Here is a 15,887-nt window from a genome sequence, read left to right as displayed (position 1 = left end):
CGCCAGTCGCGATGGGGACCAGCGCTCCAACAGCTGTTTTTTCCATTAAGGCAAACCACACCGCTGTTGGAGTATCTTCAGATCACGACTGGAGGCCGAAGGACTCCCGGCGGTGTTGCCAGTGCCAGCGACCATCGCCAACGCCGTGGCCGCCGCCGAGGCGCCTGGCGACGCCAGTCGCGATGGGAACCAGCGCTCCGACAGCGATCCTCTCCACCGACAGTGCCACGTCGTTGTTGGAGTATCTTCAGATCACGACTGGAGGCCGAAGGACTCCCGGCGGCGTTACCGATGGTCGCGGTTATTGCCAACGTCGGCAGCCGCCGCCGGGCGCCTGCTGAGTCGTATGCGTAATCAGGAAATGAAAAAGGCACGGGGGCCGAACCAATACTACCCCCGCACCCCAAGCGTAGAAACGAAAGGACAGCGGCTACTTTCCACTCATATATCCGCTCATATATCCGCTCATGTGCCCGATCATGAACTGCCAGCGTTCTTCGGTGGACGCCCACGCTTGCGGCGCGGCGGCTCCCCCACGAGATCTTCCACAGAGAGACCAGCATCGCTCATGGCCTCGCGGATCTCAGCCAGCTTCTTTTCCTTGTCCGCCTCCTCTTTTTCACGGAGCTTGTCTTCTTCTTTTTTCTGCTCGATTACCTCGCCAATGACATCGGAGAGCTTGTTCAGCTGCTCCATGCTCAGCTGGCGAGCTGCGGCACGAGCCACGTTCTTGTTACGGGCGATGCGCTCCAGGGTTTCGCTGGACATTGGCCTACTCCATACAGAAAACAACGAGAAAGCTGAATCGCTTACTCGTCAAAAGTATATGCCCTGTTGACCAATTGGCAAGAAATGCAGATGTAGAGTTGCGACTTTTATCTTTAAATAAGAAATAAAAATGAAAGGATGATCGGGTATTTATCCACCCGTCATGTTCATGAAGCGCACCACCTGTACATCGCCATCGGTCGTAAAATAGTGACGCTCGGGCTTGAGGGGCAAGGCTTCCACAATGGCCGCTTTCAAGGCATCGATGTCGCCGGGATGACGACGCAGCACGGCACGCAGGTCGACGGAGTGCTCATTGCCCAGGCAGAGCAGCAGGCGCCCCTCGACGGTCACCCTGACCCGGTTGCAGGTGGAACAGAAGTTGTGACTGTGCGGTGAAATGAAACCCACCCGCGAGTCACTGTCCCCCATGCGAAAATAGCGCGACGGGCCCAAGGTGGTTTCCGTGGTCGGAATCAGGGGATAGCGCTGCTCGATGAGCTCTTGCACTTCATCACTGGAACAGAAGGTTTCGGCCCGAGAATGGTCCGAAACGTCGCCAAGCGGCATCTCTTCGATAAAGCTGATGTCGAGACCTTCGGTACGCGCGAAACCCACCAGGTCGACAACTTCATCGTCATTGCGCCCTTTCAGTACCACGGCATTGAGCTTGATGCGCTCGAAACCAGCTGCCTTTGCGGCGCGGATGCCATCCAGCACACGCGCCAGATCGCCAGTACGAGTCAATTGACGAAAACGCTCGCCATCGAGCGTATCAAGGCTGATATTGAGACGTTTGAGACCCGCATCCCGCAGCTGCTGGGCCTGTTTTACCAGGCTTGCGCCGTTGGTGGTCATCGCGAAATCCTTGAGACCGGGAAGGCCACCAATGTCCTCAACGAGACGGCCGATATCGCGCCTGACCAAGGGTTCGCCGCCTGTCAGGCGAACCTTTTCGACCCCCATTTCAACGAAGGCCCGACCCACCATACCAAGTTCCTCCAGGGTGAGAATCTGGGCACGGGGCAGAAACGTCATCTCTTCGCTCATGCAATAGACACAACGGAAGTCACAGCGGTCGGTTACGGATATGCGGACATAGCTCACGCGCCTTCCGAAGTCGTCGATCAGCTCAGAGGATACTGTCATTATCGCTCTCCCAGCGGCTGGCATCATGATGGTCCGAATCGCGGTCTGCAACCCAGTAGTCGCCCGAGACACTATGTTCTTTTTTCCAGAAGGGGGCGCGGGTCTTGAGATAATCCATGATGAAATCACAGGCCTCGAAGGCCTCGCGACGATGCGCACTGGCCACGACTACCAGTACGATAGGATCTCCTGGGGTCATGCGACCAACGCGATGGATGACACGAACCCCCTGAAGCGGCCAGCGCGTCTCGGCTTCACTGACAATCCCGCCAAGCGCCGACTCTGTCATGCCTGGATAGTGCTCAAGTGTCAGTGCCATGATATCGGGCCGCTCGTTGAAGTCACGAACCAGCCCGATGAAGCTCACCACCGCGCCGATGTCGGAGCGTCCTGCCAGCAATAGCTGCTGCTCGACATCCGCATTGAAGGGCTCCTCGCGTATTTGGATCTTGGCTGCCTGAACCATATCAGCCCCCCGTGACCGGTGGGAAGAAGGCGATTTCGTCTTCATTGGTGATGGGTGTGCTGTCCACAGCCATCACCTGGTTGACCGCGCATAGCACGCGGCCCTCAGAGAGGCGCGCGAATCGCTTGTCGCGTTCGACCAGTGTCGCTTTCAAGCCACCCACGTCAGCGCTTGCGAGGCTATCCAGCGGCAGGGATAGTTCGCTGACACCGAGTTGTTCACGCAACTCGGCGAGGAACTTGATCCGCAGACAGGGGTTTTCGATATCGCAGCGCGTGCCTACGGAGACCTGCCCTGCCGCACCCTCACCGGTCACGATCGGAGCCGGTGCGGCGGTCATGTCACGGTGGGGGGTCATGTCACGATGGTAATCTCCCGACTTGCCCCCGGTCTTGATATCGAGATGGATACCGCCTATCTCCATATCCTTGTCTACCGCCTTGCACATGTCATAGAGCGTCAAGCAGGCAACGGACACCGCCGTCAAGGCCTCCATTTCGACACCGGTGCGGCCATTGAGCCGACATACGGCGTTCACCTCGACCCGGGCCGCCGTCTCGTCGAGACGAAACTCGATGGTGACCTTGGATAGCGCCAGTGCATGGCACAGGGGAATCAGCTCGTGGGTACGCTTGGCGGCCTGGATGCCGGCGATTCTTGCAGTTGCCAGCACATCCCCCTTGGGCAGCCCTCCTTTGCTGAGCAGTGCCAGCGTCTCGGGCTTCATCTGTATATAGCCGGATGCACTCGCCTCTCGGCGACTTTCCGGCTTGTCGGCGACATCTACCATATGGGCTTCGCCGCGTTGATTCAGGTGGGTCAGTGTCATCTAGGCATGCCTCGGCAGATATCAGCAAAGGGTTGTATGGTGACAGCCTCCCCCCGCGCCAGGTTCTCGCGATCGGCGGCAATCTCGATCAGACAGTTGGCGGCCACCATGGAGGAGAGTATCCCGGACCCCTGGTGACCGGTGCTGCGTACGCGAAGCTGTCCGCCAGCATCGCAGTGAAAGATGCCACGCAGGAAGTCGACGCGCCCCTTTCTGCTCGGCAGATCACTCTCCGCAAGGGCCGTGAGTCGCCATGGGTCTGGCGCCTGGCACCCCTGGAGCCGCCTGAGCGTCGGCGCAACGAATTGCAGAAAGGTGACCATGGCCGCCACCGGGTTACCGGGCAGGCCGAAAAATGGCGTCTGCTGCGGCCCAAGCCGCCCACAGGCCAACGGCCGCCCGGGACGGATGGCAATCTTCCAGAACCCCAGCTCGCCCACCTCCGCCAGTGCCGCTCGTACCTGATCGGCCTCGCCCACCGACACCCCGCCGCTGGTAATAACCAGATCGGCATCGCCCGCGGCATCGGCAAGGGCGGCGATCATGACATGACGATCATCGGGCAGGATGCCAAGATCGCACACTTCACCGCCATGCTCCACGATCAACCCTGCCAACGAAAAGCGATTGGCGTCGAATATGCCGGCCTCCGGCAGGAACTCGCCCGGCGCCGTCACCTCATCCCCCGTGGAGAATACCGCCACGCGCGGCCGACGCCGAACGAGAGCCTGCTCCATGCCCAGCGACGCCAACAATCCCAGTTCAGCAGCCCCCAGCCGGGTACCCGTGGCAAGCGCGACGACACCTTGGGCGATATCCTCACCGGCGAGGCGCACGTTCTGCCCCTTACGCACCGAGCCGGGATGCTGGACCCGGATACGCCCCGCGTGAAGCTTGACCTGTTCGTGCATGATGACCGTGTCGACGCATGCAGGTAGCGGTGCGCCCGTGGTGATACGCAGGCACTCGCCGGGCCCCAGCAAGCCCTCATGACGATGGCCGGCCAGCACCTCACCCGCGAGCACCCAGCTGTCGGGGCGCTCTGCGTCAGCTTCCGGCCAGGCCAGGGCAATCCCGTCCATGGCGCTGTTGGTGTTCTGGGGCACGTCGATGGGTGAAACGATGGACTGGGCGAGCACGCGGCCATGCAGGCTCTTCAGGGACTGCCACTCGTCGCCCAGCGGGCGCGGCACCAATTCGAGAGCCGCGGTTCTCGCCTCGCCCACCGTCAACATGCGCTCGCCGAAGTCGAAACAGGAGAGACTCATCAAGCAATTTCCTCTCGCGGCGTACGCTCAGCCGGCCAGCGCGCCGGCCAGGCCGCCACCCAGTCGACAAGCGAATCCAGATCATCGAGGGGCAGCGATTCGACCCCCTTCGGCAATGCCAGCGGCACGGTGCTGGCCACTGCCCTCACCCAGAGGTCCTCGGCAGCCCGAAGGGGCTTGCCGACCGCTTCGCGGTACAGCTCCAGTTTGGGCAGCGGCCAAGCCTTGAAGCCCTCCACCAGCACCAGATCGGGACGCTGGGGGCGCATCATCTCGATCAGCGTCGCCAGATCGGCTTCCTCCTGATGCGGTGTTTCCATCATCAGCGCCAGGCGAGCCCGAGAAGCCACCAGTATGGGCGATGCCCCCGCCATGCGCAGGCGGTGGCTATCTTTGCCCGGCTGGTCGACATCGAAGCCGTGATGGGCATGCTTGATCACGGCGACACGCAGGCCACGGGCAGTCAGTACCGGCAGGAGTCGCTCCAGCAGCGTGGTCTTGCCGGTACCGCTCCAGGCCGCAATACCCAGCAGGGGGAGGCTTTCATCGAGCGGCAGGGGGGCGTGGATCACGGCACTCATCCTGTACGGGTCTCCTCGTTCAGGCGCGTCTCAAGGCGCCGTTTATCGTCTTCAGTATTCAGGTTGGCGAAGCCTTCAGGGCAGTCGCTGAAGTCGACGCGATACCAGTCGTGACGAGCGTACCAGCGGTCGATCTTGCGCTCGCCAGTGGCCAGGGCCGTCTCGAGATCATCGGCCAGTGAAACTCGCATCAATGCCACGACCGGATGCAGGCGGTGCCCGTCATGTGCCACAGCGATATCGCCCTCTCCAATGCCTGCCACCAGACGCTCCACGAGACCCATGGGCAAGGCGGGAGTGTCGCAGGGCACGACGATCAGCCAGGGCGTCTCGGCGGCTCTCAAACCGCTGTAGATACCCATCAACGGCCCCTGATAGTCGCCCTCGATGTCGTGGACTACCCGATCGGCCAAGCTGCGGTAATCTTCGTGATGTCGATTGGCGTTGATCCATACGCTGGCCACCCTGCCCTCGAGACGCTCCCGGACATGCGCCACCAGCGGTCGACCGGCGAAGGGTTCCAATCCCTTGTCCCGCCCACCCATGCGCCGACCCTGCCCACCGGCCAGGATCAGGCCCGTCACATCATGCCTAGGGTTCATCATGGCTCCTGCTGCACTTTCCTGAATGCTTCCCATGATGCCCTAGCCAGCGCCACGGTGCCACGGCGGGCCGCCGCCATCGGTACTCACCATGTTGCGGATCACGCCCGATGTTTATGCAAAGCATCGTCAACAGGTATGATGTGTCAAACAAATCGAACGGACCCGACGGAAGCTGACGATGGAAGGATTGAATGTAGGAACTCGGCTACGCGAACTGCGCAAGGCGCGCAAGCTCTCCCAGCGAGAATTAGCCAAGCGGGCCGGCGTCACCAACAGCACCATCTCGCTTATCGAACAGAACAGCGTCAGCCCTTCGGTAAGCTCGCTCAAGAAAATCCTCGATGCCCTGCCGGTATCGATCAGCGCCTTCTTCGCCGGTGACGAACCCGCCCCGCCGCGCACCTTCTACGCCGCCGACGAACTCACCGAGATCGGCGACGGCAATCTCTCGTGGCGGCTCGTGGCGGCTCGACGTCCCGACCGCAGCATATCGATCATCCACGAGCGCTATCCCCCGGGGGCCGATACCGGCATGGACATGCTGGAGCACGAAGGCGAAGAAGGCGGCGTGGTGATCTCGGGTGAAATCGAGATCACCGTAGCTGGAGAAGCCCGGGTGCTAGCCGCCGGTGATGGCTACTACTTCGACTCCCGACTACCCCACCGCTTCCGTAATATCGGCACTGTGGAGTGTGTCATCGTCAGTGCCAACTCCCCACCTGGTTTCGCTGAAGGCGGCAGGGAGATTCATCACGCCTGATTCATGGTCGCGGTCTCGATCGGGGCCATGTGTGGCGCTGGCTGGCCTCACTCGTCTTCATCGGCACCCGGCAGTACCCAGTTCAGCACGATGCCGACCAGGGCGGCAAGACTGACGCCTTGAAGGGTGAACTGGCCGCCGCCGAACTGCATGCCGCCGATGCCGAAGACCAGGATCAGTGATACCACCACCAGGTTGCGAGGGGCGGTCAGCGAGTGGCCGGCGCGTACCAGCGTGTTCATGCCCACCACGGCGATGGAACCGAACAGCAGGGTCATGATGCCGCCCATGACCGGGCCGGGAATGGTCTGTAGCAAGGCTCCCAGCTTGGCGACGAAGGCCAGGACAATGGCAATACAGGCAGCGGCCACCATTATTCTCGGGTCAAAGGCACGGGTCAGCGTCACCGCCCCGGTCACCTCTGAATAGGTGGTGTTGGGTGGACCGCCGAAGAGCGCCGCCGTGGAGGTGGCCAAGCCATCACCCAGCAGAGTGCGATGCAGCCCAGGTTTTTCCAGGTAATTTTTCTTCGTTACCGAGCCGATGGCCACCATGTCGCCGATATGCTCGACGGCCGGCGCGATAGCCACGGGAATCATGAAAAGGATTGCCGCCCAGTGAAAGCTGGGTGCCGTGAAGCTGGGAATCGCCAGCCAGGCGGCATCACGCACCGGCGAGAAATCCACCACCCCCATCACTAGCGCCAGGGCGTAGCCACTGACGATACCGCCCATGATGGGAATCAGCCGCAGCAGGCCGCGACCGAACACCGCCAACACCAGGGTGATCAGCAGGCTAGCCATGGAGAGAAAGATCGCCGCGGCATAACCGATATTGTCACTGGTCTCGCCGGTGGCCATGCTAACCGCGACCGGGGCCAGCGCCAGGCCGATCACCATGATCACAGGCCCCACCACGACCGGCGGCAGCAGTCGATGCAACCACCCGGTGCCCTTCAGCCTTACCGCCTGGGAGATCACCACATAGACCAGGCCGGCCGCCATCAGCCCACCCAGGGTGGCCGAGACGCCAAAGCTGGCCACCGAGCCCTGGATCGGTGCGATGAAGGCAAACGAGGACGCCAGGAACACCGGCACCGTGACCCGGGTCACGCCATGGAAGATCAGCGTTCCGACACCGGCGGTGAACAGCGCCACGCTGGGGTCGAGCCCGGTCAATAGTGGCACCAGCACCAGAGCACCGAAGGCCACGAAGAGCATCTGGGCTCCGGTCAGCAGGGTCTTGGGCAGGGAATCGACCGGCGTCTGTGCGGCCGCCGCTTGTTCATTCATGGGACACTTCCTTCTTTGTATGTCGTTGCAGTAGGTCGAAGGCATCCTGCCAGAAAAACGCCCCTGGATAACGATCTCAGGGGCGGCTTTTATCCAGGGTCTCTTTGCCAAGCAACCTCGGCGAGCGCAGCCAGTTTTCGGGTAGTGTCTAGCGAGTGCCGAAGATCTTATCCCCTGCATCACCAAGACCAGGGACGATATAGCCGTTCTCGTCGAGATGATCGTCGACGCCCGCGGTGTAGATCTCGATGTCCGGATAGGCGTCCTGGACGCGCTTGATGCCCTCGGGCGCCGCCACCAGCACGATCACCTTCATGTGCTTGCAGCCACGATCCCGCAGCATGTCGAGGGTCGCTACCATGGTGCCGCCGGTGGCCAGCATCGGGTCGATGACCAGCGCCATGCGTTCGTCGAGGTCGCCGGCGAACTTGGCGAAGTAGGGTACCGGCTCGAGGGTCTCCTCATCGCGGTAGAGACCGACCACGCTGATACGGGCGCTGGGAATCAGGTCGGTCACGCCATCCAGCATGCCCAGGCCCGCGCGCAGGATCGGCACGATGGTGACCTTCTTGCCCTTGAGCAGCTTCACCGGAATCGGCTTGCCGCTCCAGCCGTCTATTTCTTGCTCCTGCAGCTCCAGATCCTGGGTTGCCTCGTAGGTGAGCAGCTTGGCCAGTTCCCCAGCCAGTTCACGAAAGCTCTTGGTGCTGATGCCCGCTTCGCGCATCAGTCCCAGCTTATGCTGGACCAGTGGGTGGTTGATGGCATGAACGCTCATGGGCAGACCTCTCAGGCGACGGGTGGGCGAGCGGAGGCATTCTACCGCCATCCGCCGTTGACGTTAAGGCGCGGATTCGGGTGACTCGGGCAACTGCCAGTCTATCGACTGCCGTCCGTGGTGCTCGAGGAAGGTATTGGCCTGCGAAAAATGGTGATTCCCGAAGAATCCGCGGTGGGCCGAAAGTGGCGAAGGATGGGGGGATTCCAAGACCAGGTGACGCGTGGTGTCGACCAGCGCCTTCTTCTGGCGGGCGTGACTCCCCCACAGCAGAAAGACGCACGGTTCGGCATGGGCGCTGACCGTAGCGATAGTACGGTCGGTGAAGATTTCCCAGCCCTTGCCACGGTGGGAGCCGGCACTGCCCTGCTCCACCGTCAGCGAGGTGTTGAGCAAGAGCACACCCTGCCTGGCCCACGACTCGAGCATACCATGGGCAACCGGGCGGAAATCGACATCGTCGGCCAGTTCCTTGTAAATGTTCTTCAACGAGGGCGGCACCGCCACGTCGGGCCGAACCGAGAAGCAGAGTCCATGGGCCTGGTCGGGGCCGTGATAGGGATCCTGCCCCAGGATCACCACCTTGACACGATCCAGCGGAGTCAGCTCGAAAGCGCGGAACCAGTTCGAGGAGTGTGGGTAGACGACCTTCCTGGCGGTCTTTTCCGCGGCCAGGAAAGCACGCAGCGACTGCATGTAGGAGGCCTGGAACTCATCACCGAGCCACCGGCACCAGCTGTCGGGCAACGGGCAGTTCATCGCTCAGCGTTTGACCTGATCAACCAAGGGCTCCACATAGGCGATGCCCATGTCCCAGGGAAACTGGATCCAGCAGTCCTGAGCCACTTCGGTGAGATACTGATCCACCAGCGGACGCCCTTCCGGCTTGGCGTAGACGGTGACGAAATGCGCCTTGGGCAGCAACTCGCGCACCTTGCGAGCCGTCTTGCCGGTATCGACCAGGTCGTCGACCAACAGCCAGCCATCGCCGTCATGGTCGACCCCCTTCAGCACCTCTAGGCCACCCTGGTTCATGTGGTCGTAGCTGCTGATACAGACGGTATCGATCAGCCTGACATTGAGTTCGCGGGCGATCAGCGCCGCCGGGATGAGCCCGCCGCGGGTGATGGCGACGATGCCCTTGAAGTCACGCTCGACCAGTCGATGGCTGAGCTCACGGACGTCGCGATGCAACTGGTCCCATGAGACGGTGAAGTGCTGGTGGTAGCGGTTGCTCATGACTGCCTCACTCGTCTTCATTGAAGGAGCAGACCGCGAAGACGCCATAGCCGGCCTCGCGGATTCTGCTCGACCCGCCGATCTCGGGCAGGTCGATGATGGTGGCAGTCTCGACCACCTGACCGCCGGAACGAGTGATCAGCTTGGCGGCGGCCAGCATGGTGCCGCCGGTGGCGATCAGGTCGTCCATGAGCAGGATCCGGTCACCGTGGCGGAATGCGTCGGAGTGAAGCTCCACCTCGCTCTTGCCGTATTCCAGCGTATAAGTCTCGCTGATGGTCCTGAAGGGCAGCTTACCCTTCTTACGCACCGGCACGAAGCTGCAGCCGAGCTCGTAGGCCACCGGCGCACCGATGATGAAGCCCCGAGCGTCAATGGCGGCGATCGCATCGAGCTCCATGTCTTGGTAGCGATGCACGAAGCTGTCGATCAGCTTGCGAAAGGCCGAGCTGTTCTGCAGCAGCGGGGTGATGTCGCGGAAGTTGATCCCCGGGTGAGGCCAGTCGGGGACGGTTCGGATCACGGACTTGATGTAGTCGCCGTAGATACTCATTGCAGCTCTCGGTGAGAAGGATGATCAGTCAAGAAACAGGAATTTCAGTACGAACAGGATCGCCAGCACGATCACCGCCGGATTGAGGTCGCGGAAGCGTCCTGACAGCGTTTTGATGGCCGCATAGCTGATGAAGCCCAGCGCAATCCCTTCGGCTATCGAGAACGTCAGCGGCATGGCCAGGGCTGCGATCAGCACCGGCGCCGCATCGGTGGGGTCTTCCCAGTTGGCGTGAGCTAGACTGCCGGCCATCAATACGGCCACATAGAGCAGCGCCCCGGCCGTGGCGTAGGCCGGGATTGACCCCGCAAGCGGTGCGAAAAACAGGCTGATCAGAAACAGCACCGCCACAACTACAGCGGTAAGCCCAGTGCGCCCGCCGGAAGCGATGCCTGCCGTGGATTCAATGTAGCTGGTGGTGGTCGAGGTGCCCAGTGCGGCACCGGCCATGGATGCGCCACTGTCGGCCATCATGGCGCGATTCAAGCGCGGCAGCTTGCCGTCCTTGTCGAGCAGGCCACCACGATGCGCCACACCCACCAGGGTACCCGACGTATCGAACAGGTCGACGAACAGGAAGGCGAAGATCACGCTGAGCATGGCGATATCCAGGGCACCCATCAGGTCCATGGCCATGAAGGTCGGCGCAATGGAGGGCGGCATGGACATCATCCCGGCGTACTCGTTGTGGCCCAGCACGATGGCAAGCACGGTGATGCCGAGGATACCGATCATCACCGCACCGGTGACCTTCAGGTAGGCCATTGCCGTGATGACGAAGAAACCCAGCAACGCATAGATGGCTGCTGGCTCGGATAGATCACCCAGGGCAACGTAGGTCGCCGGGTTGGAAACCACGATACCAGCGTTCTTCAGTGCGATCATCGCCAGGAACAGGCCGATACCGGCAGCGATACCCAGGCGCAGCGAAAGCGGTATGGCGTTGATGATCCACTCGCGGATCTTGAAAATGCTGAGCAGGAAGAAGCAGAAGCCCGAGAAGAACACAGCGCCCAACGCCGCTTCCCAGGTGTGGCCCATGCCCAGCACCACACCATAGGTGAAGAAGGCGTTGAGGCCCATACCGGGTGCCTGGGCGATGGGGTAGTTGGCCCAGAGCCCCATGATCAGACAGCCGACGGCCGCCGCCAGGCAGGTCGCCACGAAGACGGCGCCATAGTCCATGCCGGCTTCTGAGAGGATGCTGGGGTTGACGAATATGATATAGGCCATGGTCAGGAAGGTGGTGATCCCGGCAATGACCTCGGTCTTCACGCTGGTGTTGTGCTCTGTCAGCTTGAAGTGGTTATCGATCAGTTTTTTCAGCATTGGAGGCAGTCCTGCGCATTTTTTGGTTATCGTCCAGCGGGGCGAGAAAAGCCGCACATGGTACCCAAAGCCGACCCGCGATGCGAGGCGATCCTGGCATCCACAATGCAGCACGGTTTGCTCTTCGTTTTAAGCAAACGCCAGACCAAGCGCCAGCCGACCCACCAACGGAAACTTGACGAAACGGTCAAGCGAGCACGCCGTCAGGCCTCACGAGCGGCCAGTACACGCTCCACGGTTTCCACGATGGCCTGGGTCTGGGGGTCGACCTCGATATTGACCCGGTCGCCAGGCACCCGATCCACCAGAATGGTGCGTGCCAGCGTCTCGGGTATCAGGTCCACGCAGAATCGCGGCCCATGTTTCGGTTTCGCCGCCCGGACATCACCGATGGTCAGGCTGATACCATCGACGCCGATATAGCCCTTGGCGAACAGGAAGCGCCCCAGCACGCGGGGAACCTCGAACCATAGCCGGCGATTGTTGGGTGCCTCATCCAACTCCACCAACTCGGCCATGGCCATGACATGACCCGACATGGCATGCCCGCCGATCTCGTCACCGAAGCGGGCCGCCCGCTCGATATTGACCCGGTCCCCCACCACGAGAAACCCCAGGTTGGTCACCTTCAGTGTCTCGCGCATCAGGTCGAACCGGACCTGCTCGCCCTCGATGGCCGTAACGGTCAGGCAGACACCGTTGTGTGCGACGGAGGCACCGGACTCCAGCCCCTGGCGCAGCTCATCGGAGAGAACCACGACATGGGTGCGGAAGGCCTCGGCCTCCTCGATCGCCACGATTTCCGCCGTTCCCTGAACGATACCTGTGAACATGGAGTTTCCTCGTGCAGCTCCCGAGCGGGAGGTTGAGATAGGGATTGAGACAGGGCTGGCAGTGTAGAAAGTCGCGGGTCCCACGTCCATCGAACCATGGCCCTGCACCGGGACTGCCACCACAAAAAGGCAGACCAATTCGCCACCTTTCAGCATATTTTACTGCCGCATTGCAGGTCACCGCACAAGAAACACCGCCTCGATTGACAGCTTACATCTTTGGTCGTAGCATTGGCCGTCACATTTAAAGGCGCCGATTTGTACCCGGATTGCGGGCGCCCATGCCGAAAGTGCTTACGAGCGCTCTTCGGCGTGAAGTGCAGCTAAAAGGGTGTGTCCAGCGTTGATGGCCACCCGTCAGGGTGGCCTTTTTTTGACACCCACTGCTCGCCCCGCAATGAAACGGCCTGCTCAGTGGAAGCCAGATGATCACTTTACGCAACGTCTCCAAGACCTACCATATCAAGGGCAGCCACAAGGACGGCGCTCGAGGCCACGTCAAGGTCGTCGAAGCCCTGAAGAACGCCGATCTCCATGTGCCCCAGGGCAGCATTCACGGTGTGATCGGCCTTTCCGGGGCCGGCAAGTCGACCCTGATCCGCTGCGTCAACCTGCTCGAGCGCCCCACCAGCGGCAGCGTGACCGTGGACGGCCAGGAGATGACCCGCCTCTCCTCCTCGGCCCTGAACCAGGCTCGCCACCGTATTGGCATGATCTTTCAGCATTTCAACCTGCTGACCACGCGCAACGTATTCGACAACGTCGCCCTGCCCCTGGAACTGATGGGCATGAAGCGCACCGCCATCCGCGAGCGCGTGATGCCCCTGCTCGAACTCACCGGGCTGACGGACAAGATCAGCCAGTATCCCGCCCAGCTCTCCGGCGGCCAGAAGCAGCGTGTCGCCATCGCCAGGGCACTGGCCAGCGAGCCGCGGATATTGCTGTGTGACGAAGCGACCTCCGCCCTCGACCCCCAGACCACGGGCTCGATCCTGGAGCTGCTGCGCGATATCAATCAGAAACTTGGCCTGACCATCCTGCTGATCACCCACGAGATGGAGGTAGTGAAATCTATCTGCCATCGGGTCAGCCTGATTTCCGGCGGCGAGCTGGTGGAGGAAGCCGATGTCGGCGACTTCTTCACCGCCCCGGGCACGCAGCTGGGCCGCGAGTTCCTCAACGATTTCCTGCAGCTGGAACCACCCAAGGGGCTGGTCGAACGCCTGCAAGCCGAGCCCGGCGAGCATACCCACCCGGTGGTGCGCCTGGCGTTCTCCGGCGATGCCGTCTCCACCCCGCTGATCTCTCGACTGGCACGGGATTGCGAGGTCGATGTCAGCATTCTCCAGGCCAAGGTGGAATCGATCCAGGAGCGCACCCTGGGCCTGATGATCGCCGAGCTGCTGGGGCCGGCCGAAAAGACGCGCCAGGCCATCGACTATCTCGAATCCCATGATCTTCACGTGGAGGTGCTTGGCCATGTCCAGCGCGATGATTGACCTCATCATCAAGGCCACCCTGGATACACTCTATATGGTGGGTGTCTCCGGCATCCTCGCGGCGCTTCTCGGCGTACCGCTTGGGGTGATGCTGTACGTCACGCGGCCGCGTCAGATACTCGCCCGCCCTGCCCTGAACCAGGCGCTGGGCATGGTAACCAACATCGGCCGCTCCATCCCTTTCATCATCCTGATGGTGGCCATCATCCCCTTCACCCGCATGGTGGTCGGCACCTCCATCGGCACCAATGCCGCCATCGTGCCGCTGACCATCGCCGCCATACCCTTCGTGGCCAGGTTGGTGGAAGGCGCACTCAACGAGATACCGCCGGGCCTGGTCGAGGCCGCCCAGTCCATGGGCGCCACGCCGGGGCAAATCATCACCAAGGTGCTGCTGCCCGAGGCCCGTGGCGGTATCATCACCGGCCTGACGATCACCGTCGTGACCCTGGTGAGCTACTCGGCCATGGCCGGCGCCGTGGGCGGCGGCGGCCTGGGCGACCTGGGCATTCGATACGGCTACAACCGCTTCAACCCCACCGTCATGCTGATCACCGTGGCGATCCTGGTGGTGATGGTCCAGGGCTTCCAGAGCCTGGGCGACTACCTGGTACGCAAGAGTGATCGCAAGTAAGAGAAGTCCCCTACAAGTAAGGACAGTCCCTTAAAAGGAGAGGTACCATGCAAGTCACCCTGACCCGCCTGCTCGGCGCCGCGACACTGGCCGGCGCCACCCTGCTCGCCGGCTGCGGCGGAGACGACGCCGAGACACGCTCGATCAAGGTCGGCACCATGTCCGGCCCCGAATCCGAGGTGATGGAAGTGGCCGTCCAGATCGCCCGCGAGCGCTACGACCTCGAGGTGGAGATCATCGAGTTCACCGACTACGTGTCGCCCAACGCGGCCCTGGCCGACGGCAGCCTCGACGCCAACGCCTTCCAGCACGAGCCCTACCTGCAGGGCATGGTGGACGATCGTGGCTATGACCTGACGGTTGCCGGCTACACCTTCGTCTACCCCATCGGCGCCTATTCGGAGAAGCACACCGATATCGCAGACCTGCCGGAGCGGGCCATCATCGCCCTGCCCAACGACCCCACCAACGGCGGTCGTGCGATGATCTTGATGCACAACGCCGGCCTGATCGAGCTTGACGATCCGGCAAACCTGGAGGCGACGCCGGTCAACGTGGTCGACAACCCGAACGACTTCCGTTTCCGCGAGATCGAGGCCGCCCAGTTGCCGCGGGTACTGCCCGACGTGGACCTGGCCTTCATCAACAACACCTTCGCCCAGCCCGCCGGCCTGCACCTGGATGACGCCCTGCTCAGGGAAGGGCCCGAGTCGCCCTACGTCAACCTGATCGCCGTGCGCAGCGGTGACGAGGAGCGCGAAGAGATACAGCAGCTGGTATCGGCCTACCAGAGCGACGAAGTCGCCGCCAAGGCGCTGGAGCTGTTCGACGGTGGTGCCGTGCCCGGCTGGCAGTAACGGAAACACTCCTCCTATCGGATATTCAACTGACCAGTATCCACGGAGCCGGCCTTGCGCCGGCTCCGTCAATTCCAGGCATGGTATCCAGGAACATCTTCAGATCACGACTGGAGGCCGAAGAACTCCCGGCGGCGTTACCGGTGCCGGCGACCATCGCCTACGCCGTGGCCTCCGCCGAGGCGCCTGACGGCGCCAGTCGCGATGGGAACACGGAGCGCCGAACCGAGCGCTCCAACAGCTGTTTTTTCCATTAAGGCAAACCACACCGCTGTTGGAGTATCTTCAGATCACGACTGGAGGCCGAAGGACTCCCGGCGGGGTTGCCGGTGCCGGCGACCATCGCCTACGCCGTGGCCTCCGCCGAGGCGCCTGGCGGCGCCAGTCGCGATGGGGACCAGCGCTCCAACAGCTGTTTTTTCCATTAAGGCAAACCACACCGCTGTT

At 62.0% G+C, this 15,887-nt stretch carries 18 protein-coding genes; 4 read left to right on the top strand and 14 right to left on the bottom strand.

The window, feature by feature from the left end; translation table 11 throughout:
• Nucleotides 1–477: 477 nt before the first annotated feature.
• From DU490_RS16410 to mobA, 7 genes are all read right to left on the bottom strand, one after another.
• Nucleotides 478–768: an H-NS family nucleoid-associated regulatory protein gene (locus tag DU490_RS16410; RefSeq protein ID WP_114575306.1), complete on the bottom strand. Its 291-nt coding sequence runs from the start codon at nt 766–768 to the stop codon at nt 478–480.
• A gap of 150 nt (nt 769–918) precedes the next feature.
• A complete protein-coding gene (gene moaA / locus DU490_RS16405) occupies nt 919–1,917 on the bottom strand; it encodes a GTP 3',8-cyclase MoaA (protein WP_114575305.1) in 999 nt (332 codons plus the stop codon).
• The gene (moaE, locus tag DU490_RS16400) at nt 1,901–2,383 is read right to left on the bottom strand and encodes a molybdopterin synthase catalytic subunit MoaE (RefSeq protein ID WP_114575304.1); all 483 of its coding nucleotides are present in this window, start codon (nt 2,381–2,383) and stop codon (nt 1,901–1,903) included. Before moaE ends, moaA begins: the two co-directional genes overlap by 17 nt.
• 1 nt (nt 2,384) lies before the next feature.
• Nucleotides 2,385–3,212 (bottom strand): cyclic pyranopterin monophosphate synthase MoaC, encoded by an 828-nt coding sequence (moaC, locus tag DU490_RS16395; protein ID WP_114575303.1) that lies wholly within the window; start codon nt 3,210–3,212, stop codon nt 2,385–2,387.
• Nucleotides 3,209–4,480 carry a gephyrin-like molybdotransferase Glp gene (gene glp, locus DU490_RS16390; RefSeq protein ID WP_114575302.1) on the bottom strand — a complete coding sequence of 424 codons (1,272 nt, stop codon included), beginning with the start codon at nt 4,478–4,480 and terminating at the stop codon, nt 3,209–3,211. Before glp ends, moaC begins: the two co-directional genes overlap by 4 nt.
• On the bottom strand, nt 4,480–5,061 hold the full coding sequence (gene mobB, locus DU490_RS16385) for a molybdopterin-guanine dinucleotide biosynthesis protein B (RefSeq protein ID WP_114575301.1): 582 nt from the start codon (nt 5,059–5,061) through the stop codon (nt 4,480–4,482). The genes glp and mobB overlap by 1 nt, the downstream gene beginning before the upstream one ends.
• Nucleotides 5,058–5,663: a molybdenum cofactor guanylyltransferase MobA gene (gene mobA, locus DU490_RS16380; RefSeq protein ID WP_114575300.1), complete on the bottom strand. Its 606-nt coding sequence runs from the start codon at nt 5,661–5,663 to the stop codon at nt 5,058–5,060. The genes mobB and mobA overlap by 4 nt, the downstream gene beginning before the upstream one ends.
• A 181-nt stretch (nt 5,664–5,844) precedes the next feature.
• Here mobA and DU490_RS16375 point away from each other — a divergent pair, with 181 nt between their 5' ends.
• A complete protein-coding gene (locus DU490_RS16375; protein WP_114575299.1) occupies nt 5,845–6,426 on the top strand; it encodes a cupin domain-containing protein in 582 nt (193 codons plus the stop codon).
• 47 nt (nt 6,427–6,473) lie between these two features.
• On the opposite strand, the gene DU490_RS16370 is transcribed toward DU490_RS16375, so the two are convergent.
• From DU490_RS16370 to DU490_RS16340, 7 genes are all read right to left on the bottom strand, one after another.
• A complete protein-coding gene (locus DU490_RS16370) occupies nt 6,474–7,718 on the bottom strand; it encodes a uracil-xanthine permease family protein (RefSeq protein ID WP_114575298.1) in 1,245 nt (414 codons plus the stop codon).
• A gap of 148 nt (nt 7,719–7,866) precedes the next feature.
• Nucleotides 7,867–8,496 (bottom strand): uracil phosphoribosyltransferase, encoded by a 630-nt coding sequence (gene upp, locus DU490_RS16365; RefSeq protein ID WP_114575297.1) that lies wholly within the window; start codon nt 8,494–8,496, stop codon nt 7,867–7,869.
• A 63-nt stretch (nt 8,497–8,559) separates the two neighbouring features.
• Nucleotides 8,560–9,255: a uracil-DNA glycosylase gene (gene ung, locus DU490_RS16360; protein ID WP_114575296.1), complete on the bottom strand. Its 696-nt coding sequence runs from the start codon at nt 9,253–9,255 to the stop codon at nt 8,560–8,562.
• A 3-nt stretch (nt 9,256–9,258) separates the two neighbouring features.
• A complete protein-coding gene (gpt, locus tag DU490_RS16355) occupies nt 9,259–9,735 on the bottom strand; it encodes a xanthine phosphoribosyltransferase (protein ID WP_181870075.1) in 477 nt (158 codons plus the stop codon).
• A 7-nt stretch (nt 9,736–9,742) separates the two neighbouring features.
• Complete coding sequence (locus tag DU490_RS16350) at nt 9,743–10,288, bottom strand: adenine phosphoribosyltransferase (RefSeq protein ID WP_114575294.1); 546 nt, start codon at nt 10,286–10,288, stop codon at nt 9,743–9,745.
• 24 nt (nt 10,289–10,312) lie between these two features.
• Nucleotides 10,313–11,617, bottom strand: coding sequence for an NCS2 family permease (locus DU490_RS16345; protein WP_114575293.1), 1,305 nt, complete (start codon nt 11,615–11,617; stop codon nt 10,313–10,315).
• Between the two features lie 203 nt (nt 11,618–11,820).
• A complete protein-coding gene (locus DU490_RS16340; RefSeq protein ID WP_114575292.1) occupies nt 11,821–12,450 on the bottom strand; it encodes a riboflavin synthase subunit alpha in 630 nt (209 codons plus the stop codon).
• Nucleotides 12,451–12,875: 425 nt separating this feature from the next.
• Here DU490_RS16340 and DU490_RS16335 point away from each other — a divergent pair, with 425 nt between their 5' ends.
• Genes DU490_RS16335 through DU490_RS16325 form a run of 3 tightly spaced genes read left to right on the top strand, consistent with a single transcriptional unit; the run spans nt 12,876 to nt 15,440 of the window.
• Entirely contained in the window at nt 12,876–13,949 is a 1,074-nt protein-coding gene (locus DU490_RS16335) for a methionine ABC transporter ATP-binding protein (RefSeq protein ID WP_114575291.1), read from the top strand.
• Entirely contained in the window at nt 13,930–14,583 is a 654-nt protein-coding gene (locus tag DU490_RS16330; RefSeq protein WP_114575290.1) for a methionine ABC transporter permease, read from the top strand. The genes DU490_RS16335 and DU490_RS16330 overlap by 20 nt, the downstream gene beginning before the upstream one ends.
• Before the next feature lie 47 nt (nt 14,584–14,630).
• Nucleotides 14,631–15,440: a MetQ/NlpA family ABC transporter substrate-binding protein gene (locus tag DU490_RS16325; RefSeq protein ID WP_114575289.1), complete on the top strand. Its 810-nt coding sequence runs from the start codon at nt 14,631–14,633 to the stop codon at nt 15,438–15,440.
• Nucleotides 15,441–15,887 lie beyond the last annotated feature (447 nt).

It is taken from the genome of Halomonas sp. DQ26W, assembly GCF_003339685.1.
Taxonomy (GTDB): Bacteria; Pseudomonadota; Gammaproteobacteria; order Pseudomonadales; family Halomonadaceae; genus Halomonas.
This window is presented reverse-complemented; position numbering and strand designations above follow the sequence as displayed.